Here is a 17,753-nt window from a genome sequence, read left to right as displayed (position 1 = left end):
CTACTGGCGACGCTGAGTACAATTGTACTGTGGCTTATTGGCTATCATGCTGAAAACAAAGGATTACATCTGAGATATCAGGCCAACAGCATTAAAGCACGGCGGGTAATCTCGTATCTGACGTTAGCGGAGAATGTCTTACGACACTCCCCGCTAATTTTAAGACGAACAGTGCTAAGCACAGTTCTTAATCATCTCGCCAAAACCTACCAGAATATGGTGTTGGTTTATTAGCGCTGATTTATGGGGATCCCTCAGCGCATTCCTGTGGGTTCTCAACGATTTACTGCAACAGCGAAATATCCGCAACGCGCAGGAATAATTCGCGCAGTTTCTCCAGCATAGTCAGACGGTTGATACGCAGTTCTTTGTCATCAACCATGACCATCACTTTATCGAAGAAGGCATCAACCGGTTCACGCAATTCAGCCAGCTCAACCAGTGCTTCCTGGTAACGACCTTCAGCGAAGTACGGCTCCAGCTTGTCGCGCAGCACAACCACCTGCATCGCCAGTTTAATTTCTTCCGGCTCTTTCAGAGTAGAGGCATTCACACGGTCATTCAGCACTTCATCGGTTTTCGCCAGGATGTTAGATACACGCTTGTTGGCCGCAGCCAGCGCGGATGCCGCTTCCAGGGTACGGAAGTGCGATACCGCTTTCATACGGGCATCGAAATCTGCCGGACGAGTCGGACGACGCGCCAGTACAGCCTGGATGGTGTCGACAGTGTAACCTTCGTCCTGATACCAGGCGCGGAAACGACCGAGCATAAAGTCGATAACATCATCAACCACGTTGGCGTTAGTCAGCTTATCACCGTACAAGCGCACCGCTTCTTCGGTCAGCGTTTGCAGATCGAGGTTGAGATTCTTCTCAACGATAATACGCAGCACGCCAAGTGCGGCACGACGCAGCGCAAATGGATCTTTGTCGCCTTTCGGATGCTGGCCGATACCGAAGATACCGGCCAGGGTATCCATCTTGTCAGCAATCGCCAGCGCACAAGCCACTGGGTTAGACGGCAGGTCATCACCGGCAAAGCGCGGCTGATACTGCTCGTTCAGCGCCACCGCGACATCTTCCGCTTCGCCATCGTGACGCGCGTAGTGCATCCCCATAACGCCCTGGGTGTCGGTGAACTCGAAGACCATGTTGGTCATCAGGTCACATTTAGACAGCAGACCCGCACGGGTAGCGTGATTCACATCAGCGCCAATCTGTTCGGCGATCCAGCCAGCCAGCGCCTGAATGCGGTCAGTTTTGTCACGCAACGTACCAAGCTGTTGCTGGAACAGCACGGTTTGCAGGCGCGGCAGGTTATCTTCAAGACGTTTTTTACGGTCGGTATTGAAGAAGAACTCAGCATCTGCCAGACGTGGACGAACGACTTTCTCGTTACCGGAGATAATCTGCTGCGGATCTTTCGATTCGATGTTGGCAACGAAGATGAAGTTCGGCAGCAGTTTGCCGTCGTTCGCATACACCGGGAAGTATTTCTGGTCACCTTTCATGGTGTAAACCAGTGCTTCAGACGGCACAGCGAGGAATTTCTCTTCAAATTTCGCGGTCAGAACGACCGGCCACTCCACCAGCGACGCCACTTCTTCCAGCAGGCTTTCGCTTAAGTCAGCGTTACCGCCAATCTTACGCGCCGCTTCTTCGGCATCGGCTTTAATTTTCGCCTTACGTTCTTCGTAATCGGCGATGACTTTTCCGCGCTCGCGCAGAACTTCCGGGTATTGATCGGCGTTGTCGATGGTGAATTCCGGCTCACCCATAAAACGGTGGCCGCGAATCACGCGAGCGGACTGAATACCCAGAATGGTTGCTGGAATGACTTTGTCGCCCAGCAGCAGGGCCACGGTGTGTACCGGACGCACGAAGTGAACGTCGCTTGCCCCCCAGCGCATCAGTTTCGGGATCGGTAGTTTCGCCAGCGAAGTCGCAACCATATTCGGCAGCAGTGCTTCGGTGCTTTCGCCCTTCACATGGGCGCGATACAGCAGCCATTCGCCTTTATCGGTAGTCAGACGCTCGGCCTGGTCAACGGTAATACCGCAACCACGCGCCCAGCCTTCTGCCGCTTTGCTCGGTTTACCTTCAGCATCGAACGCCTGGGCAATCGCCGGGCCGCGTTTTTCGATTTCACGATCCGGTTGCGCTTCTGCCAGGTTAGCGACTTTCAGCGCCAGACGACGCGGAGCAGCAAACCATTGAACGGTGCCGTGTGCGAGGCCAGCGTTATCCAGCTCCGCAGTAAAGTTCGCAGCAAAGGACTCAGCCAGGCTGCGCAGTGCTTTTGGTGGCAGCTCTTCAGTGCCGATTTCCACCAGAAAAGTTTTCTCAGACATAGCCGCCTCTTACTTATCTTTGTTGCACATCGGGAAGCCAAGGGCTTCACGGGAAGCGTAATATGCTTCTGCCACTGCTTTGGTCAGGGTGCGAATGCGCAAAATGTAACGCTGACGCTCGGTGACGGAGATGGCTTTACGCGCATCCAGCAGGTTGAAGCTGTGGGCGGCTTTCAGAATACGCTCGTAGGCTGGCAGCGGCAGCGGATTTTCCAGCGCCAGCAGCTGCTGGGCTTCTTTCTCGTACTGCTCAAAGCAGGTGAACAGGAAGTCCACATCCGCGTATTCGAAGTTGTAAGTGGACTGCTCCACTTCGTTCTGATGGAACACGTCGCCGTAGGTGGTTTTACCCAGCGGGCCGTCGCTCCAGACCAGGTCGTAAACGCTGTCTACGCCCTGAATGTACATTGCCAGACGTTCCAGACCGTAGGTGATCTCGCCGGTAACAGGTTTACACTCCAGACCACCAACCTGCTGGAAGTAAGTGAACTGCGTCACTTCCATGCCGTTCAGCCACACTTCCCAGCCCAACCCCCAGGCACCCAGCGTCGGGTTTTCCCAGTTGTCTTCCACAAAACGGATGTCGTGGATAGTCGGGTCCATACCCAGCTCTTTCAGAGAACCGAGGTACAGCTCCTGAATATTGTCCGGCGATGGCTTAATGACCACCTGGAACTGATAGTAGTGCTGTAAGCGGTTGGGGTTTTCGCCGTAGCGACCATCTGTCGGGCGACGAGAAGGCTGAACATAAGCAGCCGCCATCGGTTCTGGCCCCAGCGCGCGCAGACAGGTCATTGGGTGAGAGGTTCCCGCGCCGACTTCCATGTCCAATGGTTGAACAATGGTGCAGCCCTGGCGAGCCCAGTAATCCTGTAAGGTCAGGATCAAGCCCTGGAAGGTCCTGGTATCAAACTTTTGCATATTATTTCGTGCTGGATACGTGTGGATTTAAAGGAAGGGATCAGTATACCCGCTGGATGGAAGATATACAGTACGAAACGGGAAAAAGCAGGTCTTAACGCATGGAAAGATGCAAAAAATGGCCATCCGCGTCAAAAGAACAGACAAACTGCTCTTTCCTGAAGGTATAACCGTGCATTTCATAGCTTCCCTGGAACTGTTCAAAAGCGGTGACGTCGATTTTTTGCTCGCCGGTGTTATAACGTTTTGCCGCCTGATCCTTGCATAACGCTTCCATATTCAACGAACGCAGCGGATCAACTTTTACCCGTTGTGCTTTCTGCACGGGTGGCGGTGTCGAGCATCCCACTAACACCATAAGCGCCATTGCTGGAAAGAAAGAGTTCATCATCATTAAATTACCGTCTGGTTTGCAGGTGAGTCTTATTATTTATATCGGTATAGTGGCTGATATCTTACGAATTTCCTCAAGCCTCTATAAGCTATAGCGATAAAACTCAGATTATTCCAATGCGCCAACCGAATGATTTATCGGTCAGACCTTTTTTAACCAGATACAGAGACACAGATGCGGCCCAAAATTTATTGGATTGATAACCTGCGAGGGATAGCGTGTTTAATGGTAGTAATGATTCACACCACTACCTAGTATGTGACCAATGCTCATAGTATCAGCCCCGTAACCTGGGATATCGCCAATGTTCTGAATTCTGCCTCTCGTGTCAGCGTGCCGCTATTTTTCATGATTTCCGGCTATCTCTTTTTTGGCGAACGCAGCGCCCAGCCGCGCCATTTCTTGCGTATCGGCTTATGTCTGCTTTTTTATAGCGCAATCGCGCTGCTCTACATTGCGCTGTTTACCTCCATCAATGTGGAGTTAGCGCTGAAAAACCTGCTGCAAAAGCCAGTGTTTTACCACTTATGGTTTTTCTTCGCGATTGCGGTGATTTATGTGGTTTCACCGCTGATTCAGGTGAAGAACGTCGGCAGAAAAATGTTGCTGGTGCTAATAGTGATGATTGGTATCATCGCTAACCCAAACACAGTGCCGCAGAAAATCGACGGTTTTGAATGGCTGCCAATTAACTTATATATCAATGGCGATACTTTTTACTACATCCTGTATGGCATGTTAGGCCGTGCCATTGGGATGATAGACACACAGCATAAAGTACTGTCGTGGGTGAGCGCCGCGCTGTTTGCAACGGGGGTTTTTATTATCTCTCGTGGGACATTATATGAATTGCAATGGCGCGGAAATTTTGCCGATACCTGGTATCTTTACTGCGGGCCGATGGTTTTTATCTGCGCAATCGCACTACTGACTCTGGTTAAAAACACGCTGGATACGCGTACCGTTCGCGGACTTGGCTTAATCTCCCGCCATTCGTTAGGCATATACGGGTTCCACGCGTTGATTATCCATGCGCTGCGCACCCGAGGGATTGAGCTTAAAAACTGGCCAATACTGGATATTATGTGGATCTTTTGCGCGACGTTGGCAGCGAGTTTGTTACTTTCTATGCTGGTACAACGAATCGACAGAAACAGATTAGTGAGTTAAGTAAAAGCCCGGTCACACTTGGCTGACCGGGCTTACGTGAATTATTCGCTGTATTCTTCCTGGGTAACCTGCGTTTCTTTTGGTGGGTTTATTCCGGCATCACGAATATTCTTCTGCACCGCTACGGCACCAAACAAACTTAAGAAGAAAGCCAGCCCATAAAAACCTTTCTCGCTGATTAATAACGTCGCATTCCACAGACCTACAATCAGTAACGCAACAGAGATAATAAAGACAGTCAGGCAGGTCATATAATAAATGGAGGTGGTTGGTATACCTTCATACCTGTCCCGGACGGTCTTTTGATAAGACGCCGCAGAAAACAGTCCTAATACCAGTACAGCAAAATAATATCCTTTTTCATTTAACTGCATCTCTGCATTCCATAGCCCTAACAGATAGGTAACGATACCACCCACAAGAGCGATCCATGACACAATACTAAATGCCGGTGAATAGGTTGATATTTTGTTGTCCATCACAATATTCCTTCATTCCTGAATGTGTAAGAGCTTTATGTTGCTCATGCCTGGCGAAACAAACGCATTTGTCCAAACAAGCTGACAAAAAGGGCGATGGGGTAGATCACCATTTCATAAGCATTGATCGGTGCGTTTAAAACACCAATAAACAAGAGACCGATAGTAATTAACGCAACCAACTGACAGATGCGAATAAAAAAACCATCCAGTTGCCCAAGTGTCTCTGCGCGAAGATATGCATAGTTGCCAAAAGTTGCCGTCATTAACACACCAAGGAAATAGCCTTTTCCACTTAGCAATGGGCATGAGGTCCATAGCCCAACCAGATAAATCAGTGCCCCGACAATAAATAATAGTTTTGCCACATTTTTTGAGGTTTTCATAACGATCTCCATATCTACCAGTGATACATTACGAGTAACCAACGAAAGACAAAACTGAAAAATGCCATTAACAAATGATTTTCAGAATAAATTCATACTAAATATTAATTAATTATTGATATATATAGAGGTGAGTTATCCCCCACCCGTTCAGGCAGGGGATAACGCTTACGCCATTAATGGCAGAAGTTGATGATAGAGGCGACGGAATGTTTCACGTCGTGGCTGATAAGCGGCATAACGCTGCGCATCCGGCAGATGCGACTGTTCTAACGGCAGTTGCGGCAATAATTCAATGAGCGATTTCTCTGGATTCACCGCAATCTGCGCCAACCTTGCTGCGCCCAGTGCTGGTCCCACATCCCCCCCCGTACGGTAATCGAGCTGCTGACCGCTGATATCTGCCAGCATTTGGCGCCAGTACTCACTACGCGCCCCGCCACCAATCAACGTAACACTTTGCGGTTTAATGCCGCAGGCATGCACGACATCCATGCCATCTGCCAGCGCATAACCCACGCCTTCCAGCACCGCTCGCGCCAGTTCATTGGGACCATGTTGATGAGTCAAACCAAAGAAAACCCCCTTCGCCTGGGGATTATTGTGTGGCGTACGCTCGCCGGAAAGATAAGGCAAAAACCAAACTGGCTCGGCACTGTCATCAACCTGTTGAGCAGCCGCGATTAAAGCAGGGACATTGCTCAGGCCGGTTAATTTCGCAGCCCAATCCAGACACGACGCCGCACTCAGCATTACAGACATTAAATGCCAACGCTGTGGTAGCGCATGGCAAAAGCTGTGTACAGCGCTTTCTGGCTTGCTTAAGAACCCTTCGCTGACAGCAAAATAGACCCCCGACGTCCCCAGCGATAACATTGCCTGATTAGCATCAACCATTCCCACACCAACCGCACCAGCGGCATTATCGCCACCGCCTGCGACAACTGGCACCGCCGCCATACCCCATGCTTTCGCAACTTCAGGTAACAAAGCACCAGTAATTTCGCTGCCTTCGTATAATGCGGGCATCTGGTCACGAGATAAGTGGCAAGCCTGCAGCATGAGATCGCTCCAGTCACGCTTTGCAACATCCAGCCACATAGTGCCAGCCGCGTCAGACATATCGCAGGCAAACTCCCCCGTCATACGCAGACGCAAGTAATCTTTCGGTAATAATACTTTGTCGATTTGACGGAATATCTCTGGCTCATGCCGCTGAACCCATAGCAATTTAGGCGCAGTAAACCCAGGCATCATCAGGTTGCCGGTAATCACTCGTGATTGCGGCACTTGCGTTTCCAGCAAAGTGCACTCTTGCGCACAGCGCCCGTCGTTCCACAAAATGGCAGGGCGTAACACCCGTTGCTGAGCATCCAGTAAGGTTGCACCGTGCATCTGTCCGGCAATACCCAATGCTTTAACGTCTTGCAGAGAATGCTGATCGCCCAGAGCTTTCACGGCACGATCAGTTGCCTGCCACCACTGTTCCGGATCTTGTTCCGACCAGAGTGGATGCGGGCGCGAAACGGTCAGCTTTTCCGTTTGCGAAGCAACCACCTCACCCTGCTCGTTGAGCAAAATAACTTTTACGCCTGAGGTGCCAAGATCTATCCCGATATACATATCGATCGTTCCTTAAAAAATGCCCGGTATCGCTACCGATAACCGGGCCAACGGACTGCACTGTTAGCCGTTATTTGTCGAACAGATAATGGTTTACCAGATTTTCCAGTTGCTCCTGACGACCACTCTGATGCTCCGGAGACAAATTATGTTCCTGAGCATATTTGGCTAAATCAGCCAGTGACATTTGGCCTTTCAGGATTTGCTGGCCCAATTCGCTATTCCAGCCGGAATAACGCTGCGCGATGCGTTTATCCAGCTCGCCGTCTTCAATCATGCGCGCTGCAATTTTCAGCGCCAACGCCATCGTATCCATCGCGCCGATATGACCGTAGAACAGATCATATTTATCAGTGCTTTGACGACGTACTTTAGCATCGAAGTTCAGACCGCCAGTGGCAAAACCGCCCGCTTTGAGAATTTCATACATCACCAGCGCATTCTCTTCCACACTGTTCGGGAACTGGTCAGTATCCCAGCCCAATTGCGCATCGCCACGGTTAGCGTCGACAGAACCGAACAGGCCAAGCGCAATGGCGGTGGCAATTTCATGATGGAAAGAGTGACCTGCCAGCGTCGCGTGGTTAGCTTCAATGTTCAGTTTAATCTCTTTTTCCAGACCAAACTGTTTCAGGAAGCCATAAACTGTCGCGGCATCGTAATCATATTGATGTTTAGTCGGTTCTTGCGGTTTCGGTTCAATAAGCAACGTGCCCTGGAAACCGATTTTATGTTTATGCTCAACCACCATCTGCATAAAGCGGCCCAGTTGTTCACGCTCCTGACGCAAGTCGGTATTTAACAGCGTTTCGTAACCTTCACGCCCCCCCCACAGGACATAGTTTTCACCGCCCAATTTATGGGTTGCTTCCATCGCTGTAACAACTTGCGTTGCTGCCCAGCTAAAAACTTCTGGATCAGGGTTCGTCGCCGCCCCCGCGCCATATCGAGGGTTTGTAAAGCAGTTAGCTGTTCCCCACAGCAGCTTCACGCCGCTCTCTTCTTGCTTGCCTGCCAGTACATCAACCATTTGCGCAAAATTATTGATGTACTCTTTTAACGACGCACCCTCAGGGGAAACATCCACGTCATGAAAGCAATAAAATGGCACATGTAACTTATGGAAAAACTCAAATGCGACATCTGCTTTACGCTTCGCCAACGCCAGTGCCTCACCTGGTTGCTGCCACGGACGATTAAACGCCCCCACACCAAACATGTCCGCTCCGTTCCAGCAGAAGGTGTGCCAGTAGCAGGCGGCAAAACGCAAGTGCTCTTCCATACGCTTGCCCAACACCAGTTCGTCGGGATTGTAGTGACGGAATGCTAACGGGTTTGAGGATTTTGAGCCTTCATAACGAACGCGATCGAGCTGGTCAAAATAGGCTTGCATATTGAACTCCATAATCAGGTAATGCCGCGGGTAATGGATGATGTCGTAATATTGGGCACTCCCTTTCAGTTGCTCAATTATGTTATTTCACACTGCTATTGAGATAATTCACAAGTGTGCGCTCGCTCGCAAAATAAAATGGAATGATGAAACTGGGTAATTCCTCGAAGAGAAAAATGCAATAAGTACAATTGCGCGACAAAAGTAAGATCTCTGTCATAAATCAAGAAATAAACCAAAAATCGTAATCGAAAGATAAAAATCTGTAATTGTTTTCCCCTGTTTAGTTGCTAAAAATTGGTTATGTTTATCGCGGTGATTGTTACTTATTAAAGCTGTCCTCTAACTACAGAAGGCCCTACACTATGAAAATAAAGAACATTCTACTCACCCTTTGCACCTCACTTCTGCTTACCACCGTTGCGGCACACGCCAAAGAAGTCAAAATAGGTATGGCGATTGATGATCTCCGTCTTGAACGCTGGCAAAAAGATCGAGATATTTTTGTGAAAAAGGCAGAATCTCTCGGCGCGAAAGTATTTGTACAGTCTGCAAATGGCAATGAAGAAACACAAATGTCGCAGATTGAAAACATGATTAACCGGGGCGTCGATGTTCTTGTCATTATTCCGTATAATGGTCAGGTATTAAGTAACGTTGTAAAAGAAGCCAAACAAGAAGGTATTAAAGTATTAGCTTACGACCGTATGATTAACGATGCGGATATCGATTTTTATATTTCTTTCGATAACGAAAAAGTCGGCGAACTGCAGGCAAAAGCCCTGATCGATATTGTTCCGCAAGGTAATTACTTCCTGATGGGCGGTTCGCCGGTAGATAACAATGCCAAACTGTTCCGCGCCGGGCAAATGAAAGTATTAAAACCTTATGTTGATTCCGGAAAAATTAAAATCGTTGGTGATCAATGGGTTGATGGCTGGTTACCGGAAAACGCACTGAAAATTATGGAAAACGCGCTGACTGCCAATAATAACAAAATTGATGCCGTGGTTGCCTCAAACGATGCCACCGCAGGCGGGGCAATTCAGGCATTAAGTGCACAAGGTTTGTCAGGGAAAGTAGCTATTTCTGGTCAGGATGCGGATCTCGCGGGTATTAAACGTATTGCCGCAGGTGCGCAAACTATGACGGTGTATAAACCTATTACGTTGTTGGCAAATACTGCCGCAGAAATTGCCGTTGAGCTGGGCAATGGTCAAGAACCAAAAGCAGATACCACACTGAACAATGGTCTAAAAGATGTTCCCTCCCGCCTGCTGACACCGATCGATGTGAATAAAAACAACATCAAAGATACGGTAGTTAAAGACGGATTCCACAAAGAGAGCGAGCTGTAAGCGTTACGCCCCGGCGCTGAGCGGGGGCGTTCTCTCCATGCCGCGTGAATTCATTGGCTTAGGTGGAGTCGTTATGCCTTATCTACTTGAAATGAAGAACATTACCAAAACCTTCGGCAGTGTGAAGGCGATTGACAACGTTAGCTTGCGGTTGAATGCTGGCGAAATCGTCTCACTCTGTGGGGAAAATGGGTCTGGTAAATCAACGCTGATGAAAGTGCTGTGTGGTATTTATCCTCATGGCTCCTACGAAGGCGAAATTATTTTTGCGGGAGAAGAAATTCAGGCGAGTCACATCCGCGATACCGAACACAAAGGTATCGCTATCATTCACCAGGAATTAGCTCTGGTGAAAGAATTGACCGTACTGGAAAATATATTCCTGGGTAACGAAATAACCCACAATGGTATTATGGATTATGACCTGATGACGCTACGCTGTCAGAAGCTGCTCGCACAGGTCAGTTTATCCATTTCACCAAATACCCGCGTTGGCGATTTAGGGCTTGGGCAGCAGCAACTGGTTGAAATTGCCAAGGCACTTAATAAACAGGTGCGCTTGCTAATTCTCGATGAACCGACAGCCTCATTAACTGAGCAGGAAACGTCGGTTTTACTGGATATTATTCGCGATCTACAACAACACGGTATCGCCTGTATTTATATTTCGCACAAACTCAACGAAGTCAAAGCGATTTCCGATACGATTTGCGTTATTCGCGACGGTCAGCACATTGGTACGCGTGATGCTGCCGGAATGAGTGAAGACGATATTATCACTATGATGGTTGGGCGAGAGTTAACAGCCCTTTACCCTAATGAACCACACACCACAGGAGATGAAATCTTACGTATTGAACATTTGACGGCATGGCATCCAGTTAATCGTCATATTAAACGAGTTAATGATGTCTCGTTTTCCCTGAAACGTGGAGAAATACTGGGTATTGCCGGGCTCGTTGGCGCTGGACGTACCGAAACCATTCAGTGCCTGTTTGGCGTGTGGCCCGGACAATGGGAAGGGAAAATTTATATTGATGGCAAACAGGTTGATATTCGCAACTGCCAGCAAGCCATCGCCCAGGGGATTGCGATGGTCCCCGAAGACAGAAAGCGCGACGGCATCGTTCCGGTAATGGCGGTTGGTAAAAATATCACCCTCGCTGCACTCAATAAATTTACCGGTGGCATTAGCCAACTTGATGACGCGGCAGAGCAAAAATGTATTCTGGAATCAATCCAGCAACTCAAAGTTAAAACGTCGTCCCCCGACCTTGCTATTGGACGTTTGAGCGGTGGAAATCAGCAAAAAGCGATCCTCGCTCGCTGTCTATTACTCAACCCACGCATTCTCATCCTTGATGAACCCACCAGGGGTATCGATATTGGCGCGAAATACGAGATCTACAAATTAATTAACCAACTCGTCCAGCAGGGTATTGCCGTTATTGTCATCTCTTCCGAATTACCTGAAGTGCTCGGCCTTAGCGATCGCGTACTGGTGATGCATGAAGGGAAACTAAAAGCCAACCTGATAAATCATAACCTGACTCAGGAGCAGGTGATGGAAGCCGCATTGAGGAGCGAGCATCATGTCGAAAAGCAATCCGTCTGAAGTGAAACTGACCGTACCGACATCTGGTGGCTTTTCCTGGATTAAGTCACTGAATTTCCAGGTCTTCGTGATGATTGCAGCGATCATCGCAATCATGCTGTTCTTTACCTGGACCACCGATGGTGCCTACTTAAGCGCCCGTAACGTCTCCAACCTGTTACGCCAGACCGCGATTACCGGCATTCTCGCGGTAGGAATGGTGTTCGTCATAATTTCTGCTGAAATTGACCTTTCCGTCGGCTCAATGATGGGGCTATTAGGGGGCGTCGCGGCTATTTGTGACGTCTGGTTAGGCTGGCCTTTGCCACTCACCATCATTGTGACGTTAGTTCTGGGACTGCTTCTCGGCGCCTGGAACGGATGGTGGGTCGCGTACCGCAAAGTCCCTTCATTTATTGTCACCCTCGCGGGCATGCTGGCATTTCGCGGCATACTCATTGGCATCACCAACGGCACGACTGTTTCCCCCACCAGCGCCGCGATGTCACAAATTGGGCAAAGCTATCTACCCGCCAGCACCGGCTTCATCATTGGTGCGCTTGGCTTAATGGCTTTTGTTGGCTGGCAATGGCGCGGAAGAATGCGCCGTCAGGCTTTGGGGTTGCAGTCTCCGGCCTCTACCGCAGTAGTCGGTCGCCAGGCTTTAACCGCTATCATCGTATTAGGCGCAATCTGGCTGTTGAATGATTACCGTGGCGTTCCCACTCCTGTTCTGCTGCTGACGTTGCTGTTACTCGGTGGAATGTTTATGGCAACGCGGACGGCATTTGGACGACGCATTTACGCCATCGGCGGCAATCTGGAAGCAGCTCGCCTCTCCGGGATTAACGTTGAACGCACCAAACTTGCCGTGTTCGCTATCAACGGTTTGATGGTCGCCATCGCCGGATTAATCCTCAGTTCTCGACTTGGAGCTGGTTCACCTTCTGCGGGGAATATTGCCGAGCTGGACGCAATTGCAGCATGTGTGATTGGCGGCACCAGTCTGGCAGGCGGTGTGGGAAGCGTTGCCGGAGCAGTCATGGGGGCATTCATCATGGCTTCACTGGATAACGGCATGAGTATGATGGATGTACCGACCTTCTGGCAGTATATCGTTAAAGGTGCGATTCTGTTGCTGGCAGTATGGATGGACTCCGCAACCAAACGTCGTTCTTGATTTTGATAAAAATTTTCTCAAAGCCGGTAACTTATTATCGGTTTTGATTTTTTGCATGATTCAGCAGGAAAAGAACCATGTTTACTAAACGTCATCGCATCACATTATTGTTCAATGCTAATAAAGCCTATGATCGGCAAGTAGTAGAAGGCGTAGGGGAATATTTACAGGCGTCACAATCGGAATGGGATATTTTCATTGAAGAAGATTTCCGCGCCCGCATTGATAAAATCAAGGACTGGTTAGGAGATGGCGTCATTGCCGACTTCGACGACAAACAAATAGAGCAATCGCTGGCTGATGTCGACGTCCCCATTGTTGGGGTTGGAGGCTCGTATCACCTTGCAGAAAGTTACCCACCCGTTCATTACATTGCCACTGATAACTATGCGCTGGTTGAAAGCGCATTTTTGCATTTAAAAGAGAAAGGCGTTAACCGCTTTGCTTTTTATGGTCTTCCTGAATCAAGCGGCAAACGTTGGGCCACTGAACGCGAATATGCATTTCGTCAGCTTGTCGCCGAAGAAAAGTATCGCGGAGTGGTTTATCAGGGGTTAGAAACCGCGCCAGAGAACTGGCAACACGCGCAAAATCGGCTGGCAGACTGGTTACAAACGCTGCCACCGCAAACCGGGATTATTGCCGTTACTGACGCCCGGGCGCGGCATATTCTGCAAGTATGTGAACATCTACATATTCCCGTGCCGGAAAAATTATGCGTGATTGGCATCGATAACGAAGAACTGACTCGCTATCTATCGCGTGTCGCCCTCTCTTCAGTCGCCCAGGGCGCACGGCAAATGGGCTATCAGGCGGCAAAACTGTTGCATCGATTATTAGATAAAGAAGAGATGCCGCTTCAGCGGATTTTGGTCCCGCCAGTACGCGTCATTGAACGGCGTTCAACAGATTACCGTTCACTGACCGATCCCGCCGTTATTCAGGCCATGCATTACATTCGTAATCACGCCTGTAAAGGGATTAAAGTGGATCAGGTACTCGATGCGGTGGGCATATCGCGCTCCAATCTTGAGAAGCGTTTTAAAGAAGAGGTGGGTGAAACCATCCATGCCATGATTCATGCCGAGAAGCTGGAGAAAGCACGCAGTCTGCTGATTTCAACCACCTTGTCGATCAATGAGATATCGCAAATGTGCGGTTATCCATCGCTGCAATATTTCTACTCTGTTTTTAAAAAAGCGTATGACACGACGCCAAAAGAGTATCGCGATGTAAATAGCGAAGTCATGTTGTAGTGATGATGAGAATTGTCGACGTCGCATCAGGCAACGCTGCGTGGTTGTCGGATGCGGCGTGAACGCCTTATCCGACCTACCCGCCAGGCATGATAAAACGCACCAACAACGCTTCAGACTCGTAGCTCAACTGCCTGAGACAAAGTAAAAAGCCTTATCCGACCGACAAGTCGGATAAGGCGCGAGAGAATACAATTACATATGCGCCGCGATTAACCGTTGGTTATCCTGGTACATTGCGAACAGGTAGTTGTTATAACTCTTCCCTTTGGTCGAGTAGCCCTTCAGCTTGTGAATCATCGCTGTGGCAGTCACTTCCTGATCCGCTTTACGCAGCTGTGCACGTGATTTACGGAACGAAGAATAAGCCGGGTGCGTATTCAGGTTAGTGACATAGGCGCTCACCGATTCTTTGACAGAACTAAACTGTGAGTACCCCTTCACTTTACCCGGCGCATTGGTACAACGTCCTTTCATGCATTTCATGCCGAACAGATTGTTGTTGTTACGCGCCAGTTTCGACGTTCCCCAACCGCTTTCTGCTGCAGCCATCGTCGCCACCATACTGGTCGGGATAATGTCTACGCGTTCAAGCAAGGTATTCCACGGGATTTTTCGCGTATTACCGGACCACTTCACCTTATAACGTTTGGCGATGTCTTTCAGACGCGCACGTTCAGCAGGTGACCATTGACCCTGATATTGTTTCGAAATTAGCCAGTTACGTTCCGCAGTAATGGCCGCATTTTGGCTGGTAATGTAAGGCATTACGGTCCGGAGAAACGCCTTTTTCCTTGGTGTTCCGGAAGGGTATTTTCGCAAATCAGGAAGTGAACTACTCTTTGCACTATTGCGAGAATACTCTTGTTTACTGCTTACCTGTTTATTACTAGCTTTAGTTACGTGGGACTTTTGACTCGCTGTTGTGTGCGTCTTCGCTAACACCTCACTCGAAAACACCAGAGTGAGTAACATAAGAATCATCGCCCCATATCGTCGTATGGGAGTCAAAATCATCAGGTCTCCAGGTCGGATTTAATCATTCCAACACCTTATATTTTTCACAAATTCGAGAGTTGAATCTCAAATCATATCAAAAATAGCCATTAAGAGCACCCCAGGGAATAGTCCAAATCTGAAACTATGTCACGTGTTAACGATTCAGATCGGCGCTAAATCGCAGAAAATGTGGGGTTTATTGCAAAATTCAGCCGTTTTTTGCGCGCGATCGCTCACGCTTGCTTCTCATCCTGTGGACTTTCTGCCCAGGGATGAGAATTGATGGTTTTCTTTCGGGTCGATACCGCCAAACCTGTTGAGTTGTCTTCCAGAATAAAATATCAGCCCTAATCAGAGTTGCAGGATAAAGCCCCCTCTCTCTTCAGCAGACCGATTTGCACCCTGGCAAATGTAGCGTTATTGTTACCTTCCTTGCTACAGAGTTCGACAGATATCCCGCTATGACATTCTCCCTTTTTGGTGACAAATTTACCCGCCACTCCGGCATTACGCTGCTGATGGAAGATCTGAACGACGGCTTACGCACGCCTGGCGCGATTATGCTCGGCGGTGGTAATCCGGCGCAGATCCCGGAAATGCAGGACTACTTCCAGACGCTACTGACCGACATGCTGGAAAGCGGCAAAGCCACTGATGCACTGTGTAATTACGATGGTCCACAGGGGAAAACGGAGTTACTCACACTACTTGCCGGAATGCTGCGCGAACAGTTAGGTTGGGATATCGAACCACAGAATATTGCACTAACAAACGGCAGCCAGAGCGCGTTTTTCTACTTATTTAATCTATTTGCCGGGCGCCGTGCTGATGGTCGGGCCAAAAAAGTGCTGTTCCCGCTGGCACCGGAATATATTGGCTACGCTGACGCCGGACTGGAAGAGGATCTGTTTGTCTCTGCGCGCCCGAATATTGAACTGCTGCCGGAAGGCCAGTTTAAATACCACGTCGATTTTGAGCATCTGCATATTGGTGAAGATACCGGGATGATTTGCGTCTCCCGACCGACGAATCCAACAGGCAATGTGATTACAGACGAAGAGTTACTGAAGCTGGACGCGCTGGCGAATCAGCACGGTATTCCGCTGGTGATTGATAACGCTTATGGCGTCCCGTTCCCGGGTATCATCTTCAGCGAAGCGCGCCCGCTGTGGAATCCGAATATCGTGCTGTGCATGAGTCTTTCCAAGCTAGGTCTACCTGGCTCCCGCTGCGGCATTATCATCGCCAATGAAAAAATCATCACCGCCATTACCAATATGAACGGCATTATCAGCCTGGCACCTGGCGGTATTGGTCCGGCGATGATGTGTGAAATGATTAAGCGTAACGATCTGCTGCGCCTGTCTGAAACAGTCATCAAGCCGTTCTACTACCAGCGTGTTCAGGAAACTATCGCCATCATTCGCCGCTATTTACCGGAAGATCGCTGCCTGATTCATAAACCGGAAGGGGCCATTTTCCTCTGGCTATGGTTTAAGGATTTGCCGATTACCACCGAGCAGCTTTATCAGCGCCTGAAATCGCGCGGCGTGCTGATGGTGCCGGGACACAACTTCTTCCCAGGGCTGGATAAACCGTGGCCGCATACGCATCAATGTATGCGCATGAACTACGTACCAGAGCCGGAGAAAATTGAGGCGGGAGTGAAGATTCTGGCAGAAGAGATTGAGCGAGCCTGGGCTGAAAGCCATTAAAAATGGCCTGATGCGCTGCGCTTATCAGACCGACATAATTTCTGCAATCAATTGAATTTGTAGGAATTTTTACGCCGCATCCGGCGTTGAGAAACGCCGGAATAAATTTTCAAACAGGCTGCTGCCGTAGCCGATGCTGCTGTACTTTCTCGACATCCATGCACTGCAACGCCTTTGTCGGGCAGGCTTCAACACAGGCCGGTCCCGTCGCCCGATGCCAGCACAGATCGCACTTAATCGCCCTCGCCTTTTTGCGCGAAGAAACGACCTCCATCGCACCAAACGGGCAAGCCAACATGCAGCTTTTACAGCCAATACAACGTGATTGTTCAACGAAAATATGCCCATGTTCGCGGCTTATCGCGTCAACAGGGCAGACATTCGCGCACGGTGCATCTTCACACTGATGACAGGCTACCGCCGTGGTCCAGGAGTGGTCTTTAATGACACGAATTCGGGAAATAAACTCGCCTGGTGACAACGCAGTGCAATCCTGATTCTCCTGATGCGACACTGCGCAAGCCACTTCACAGGTACGGCAACCGATACATTTTGTCGCATCCGCAATAATAAACCGGTTCATGATCACTCCTTTGCGCTAAAACCGCAGAGTGCCAGAGAGCACGCCTCTACTGCTTTGATCCAACGAAGGAAATGTTAAAGTTTTGGCACTTGTCCAAAGCGTTATGTAATCGCGCCCAGGCCGTCCCTGACAGTAAATCCCGTGGTTTAGCTGGGCTAACCGGGGTGAAGGCGAAATGCGGATCTGGGTGAATGAGGAAAAGTATTTCCATCCGTAGGTTGGATAAGGCGCACGCGCCGCATCCAACGCAGGGGGCACATTGCCTGATGCGACGCTTAACGCGTCTTATCAGGCCTACGAGTCGGTGCGAGAACGTAGGCCAGCCGCAAACTCTGACGTTTATCCCGTG

The 17,753-nt window shown here is 49.4% G+C and carries 15 protein-coding genes and 2 pseudogenes; 8 read left to right on the top strand and 9 right to left on the bottom strand.

All coding sequences use genetic code 11. The features are described from left to right. Positions 1-234 (top strand): annotated as a pseudogene (locus A7090_RS22475) (IS4 family transposase); the annotation flags it as partial. A 49-nt stretch (positions 235-283) separates the two neighbouring features. Here the strand turns inward: A7090_RS22475 and glyS are convergent. From glyS to A7090_RS22460, 3 genes are all read right to left on the bottom strand, one after another. After that, entirely contained in the window at positions 284-2,353 is a 2,070-nt protein-coding gene (gene glyS / locus A7090_RS22470; RefSeq protein WP_105275585.1) for a glycine--tRNA ligase subunit beta, read from the bottom strand. Positions 2,354-2,362: 9 nt separating this feature from the next. Next, complete coding sequence (gene glyQ / locus A7090_RS22465; RefSeq protein ID WP_001168544.1) at positions 2,363-3,274, bottom strand: glycine--tRNA ligase subunit alpha; 912 nt, start codon at positions 3,272-3,274, stop codon at positions 2,363-2,365. A 94-nt stretch (positions 3,275-3,368) separates the two neighbouring features. Next, entirely contained in the window at positions 3,369-3,668 is a 300-nt protein-coding gene (locus A7090_RS22460) for a YsaB family lipoprotein (protein WP_105275584.1), read from the bottom strand. A gap of 258 nt (positions 3,669-3,926) precedes the next feature. On the opposite strand from A7090_RS22460, the gene wecH reads away from it, so the two are divergent. Then, positions 3,927-4,838, top strand: a complete 912-nt coding sequence (wecH, locus tag A7090_RS22455; protein ID WP_240246352.1) for an O-acetyltransferase WecH — start codon at positions 3,927-3,929, stop codon at positions 4,836-4,838. 41 nt (positions 4,839-4,879) lie between these two features. Here wecH and yiaA read toward each other — a convergent pair whose 3' ends face one another. From yiaA to xylA, 4 genes are all read right to left on the bottom strand, one after another. Further along, the gene (gene yiaA, locus A7090_RS22450) at positions 4,880-5,317 is read right to left on the bottom strand and encodes an inner membrane protein YiaA (RefSeq protein WP_105275583.1); all 438 of its coding nucleotides are present in this window, start codon (positions 5,315-5,317) and stop codon (positions 4,880-4,882) included. A gap of 44 nt (positions 5,318-5,361) precedes the next feature. Continuing rightward, positions 5,362-5,703: an inner membrane protein YiaB gene (yiaB, locus tag A7090_RS22445; protein WP_105275582.1), complete on the bottom strand. Its 342-nt coding sequence runs from the start codon at positions 5,701-5,703 to the stop codon at positions 5,362-5,364. Between the two features lie 168 nt (positions 5,704-5,871). Then, a complete protein-coding gene (xylB, locus tag A7090_RS22440; RefSeq protein ID WP_105275581.1) occupies positions 5,872-7,326 on the bottom strand; it encodes a xylulokinase in 1,455 nt (484 codons plus the stop codon). Positions 7,327-7,396: 70 nt separating this feature from the next. Continuing rightward, positions 7,397-8,719: a xylose isomerase gene (gene xylA, locus A7090_RS22435; RefSeq protein WP_105275580.1), complete on the bottom strand. Its 1,323-nt coding sequence runs from the start codon at positions 8,717-8,719 to the stop codon at positions 7,397-7,399. Positions 8,720-9,084: 365 nt separating this feature from the next. Here xylA and xylF point away from each other — a divergent pair, with 365 nt between their 5' ends. From xylF to xylR, 4 genes are all read left to right on the top strand, one after another. After that, positions 9,085-10,077 (top strand): D-xylose ABC transporter substrate-binding protein, encoded by a 993-nt coding sequence (gene xylF, locus A7090_RS22430; RefSeq protein ID WP_105275579.1) that lies wholly within the window; start codon positions 9,085-9,087, stop codon positions 10,075-10,077. A 73-nt stretch (positions 10,078-10,150) separates the two neighbouring features. Then, positions 10,151-11,692 carry a D-xylose ABC transporter ATP-binding protein gene (xylG, locus tag A7090_RS22425; protein WP_105275578.1) on the top strand — a complete coding sequence of 514 codons (1,542 nt, stop codon included), beginning with the start codon at positions 10,151-10,153 and terminating at the stop codon, positions 11,690-11,692. Beyond that, positions 11,670-12,851, top strand: a complete 1,182-nt coding sequence (xylH, locus tag A7090_RS22420) for a xylose ABC transporter permease XylH (protein ID WP_105275577.1) — start codon at positions 11,670-11,672, stop codon at positions 12,849-12,851. The genes xylG and xylH overlap by 23 nt, the downstream gene beginning before the upstream one ends. 77 nt (positions 12,852-12,928) lie before the next feature. Then, entirely contained in the window at positions 12,929-14,107 is a 1,179-nt protein-coding gene (xylR, locus tag A7090_RS22415) for a D-xylose utilization transcriptional activator XylR (protein WP_105275576.1), read from the top strand. A 195-nt stretch (positions 14,108-14,302) separates the two neighbouring features. Here xylR and A7090_RS22410 read toward each other — a convergent pair whose 3' ends face one another. Beyond that, positions 14,303-15,124, bottom strand: coding sequence for a protein bax (locus tag A7090_RS22410; RefSeq protein WP_105275575.1), 822 nt, complete (start codon positions 15,122-15,124; stop codon positions 14,303-14,305). Positions 15,125-15,567: 443 nt separating this feature from the next. Between A7090_RS22410 and avtA the strand changes: the two genes are divergently transcribed. Beyond that, complete coding sequence (avtA, locus tag A7090_RS22405; protein WP_105275574.1) at positions 15,568-16,821, top strand: valine--pyruvate transaminase; 1,254 nt, start codon at positions 15,568-15,570, stop codon at positions 16,819-16,821. Positions 16,822-16,930: 109 nt separating this feature from the next. On the opposite strand, the gene A7090_RS22400 is transcribed toward avtA, so the two are convergent. Beyond that, the gene (locus A7090_RS22400) at positions 16,931-17,404 is read right to left on the bottom strand and encodes a 4Fe-4S binding protein (RefSeq protein ID WP_105275573.1); all 474 of its coding nucleotides are present in this window, start codon (positions 17,402-17,404) and stop codon (positions 16,931-16,933) included. Between the two features lie 136 nt (positions 17,405-17,540). Between A7090_RS22400 and A7090_RS27400 the strand changes: the two are divergent. Then, positions 17,541-17,621 (top strand): annotated as a pseudogene (locus A7090_RS27400) (hypothetical protein); the annotation flags it as partial. Positions 17,622-17,753 lie beyond the last annotated feature (132 nt).

The organism is Escherichia sp. MOD1-EC7003 (assembly GCF_002965065.1).
Taxonomy (GTDB): Bacteria; Pseudomonadota; Gammaproteobacteria; order Enterobacterales; family Enterobacteriaceae; genus Escherichia.
This window is presented reverse-complemented; position numbering and strand designations above follow the sequence as displayed.

Bases quoted from the DNA above. Each gene is read 5' to 3' on its own strand.
- glyS (WP_105275585.1), bottom strand. From the start codon at position 2,353: ATGTCTGAGAAAACTTTTCTGGTGGAAATCGGCACTGAAGAGCTGCCA.
- glyQ (WP_001168544.1), bottom strand. From the start codon at position 3,274: ATGCAAAAGTTTGATACCAGGACCTTCCAGGGCTTGATCCTGACCTTA.
- A7090_RS22460 (WP_105275584.1), bottom strand. From the start codon at position 3,668: ATGATGATGAACTCTTTCTTTCCAGCAATGGCGCTTATGGTGTTAGTG.
- yiaA (WP_105275583.1), bottom strand. From the start codon at position 5,317: ATGGACAACAAAATATCAACCTATTCACCGGCATTTAGTATTGTGTCA.
- yiaB (WP_105275582.1), bottom strand. From the start codon at position 5,703: ATGAAAACCTCAAAAAATGTGGCAAAACTATTATTTATTGTCGGGGCA.
- xylB (WP_105275581.1), bottom strand. From the start codon at position 7,326: ATGTATATCGGGATAGATCTTGGCACCTCAGGCGTAAAAGTTATTTTG.
- xylA (WP_105275580.1), bottom strand. From the start codon at position 8,719: ATGCAAGCCTATTTTGACCAGCTCGATCGCGTTCGTTATGAAGGCTCA.
- xylF (WP_105275579.1), top strand. From the start codon at position 9,085: ATGAAAATAAAGAACATTCTACTCACCCTTTGCACCTCACTTCTGCTT.
- xylG (WP_105275578.1), top strand. From the start codon at position 10,151: ATGCCTTATCTACTTGAAATGAAGAACATTACCAAAACCTTCGGCAGT.
- xylH (WP_105275577.1), top strand. From the start codon at position 11,670: ATGTCGAAAAGCAATCCGTCTGAAGTGAAACTGACCGTACCGACATCT.
- xylR (WP_105275576.1), top strand. From the start codon at position 12,929: ATGTTTACTAAACGTCATCGCATCACATTATTGTTCAATGCTAATAAA.
- A7090_RS22410 (WP_105275575.1), bottom strand. From the start codon at position 15,124: ATGATTTTGACTCCCATACGACGATATGGGGCGATGATTCTTATGTTA.
- avtA (WP_105275574.1), top strand. From the start codon at position 15,568: ATGACATTCTCCCTTTTTGGTGACAAATTTACCCGCCACTCCGGCATT.
- A7090_RS22400 (WP_105275573.1), bottom strand. From the start codon at position 17,404: ATGAACCGGTTTATTATTGCGGATGCGACAAAATGTATCGGTTGCCGT.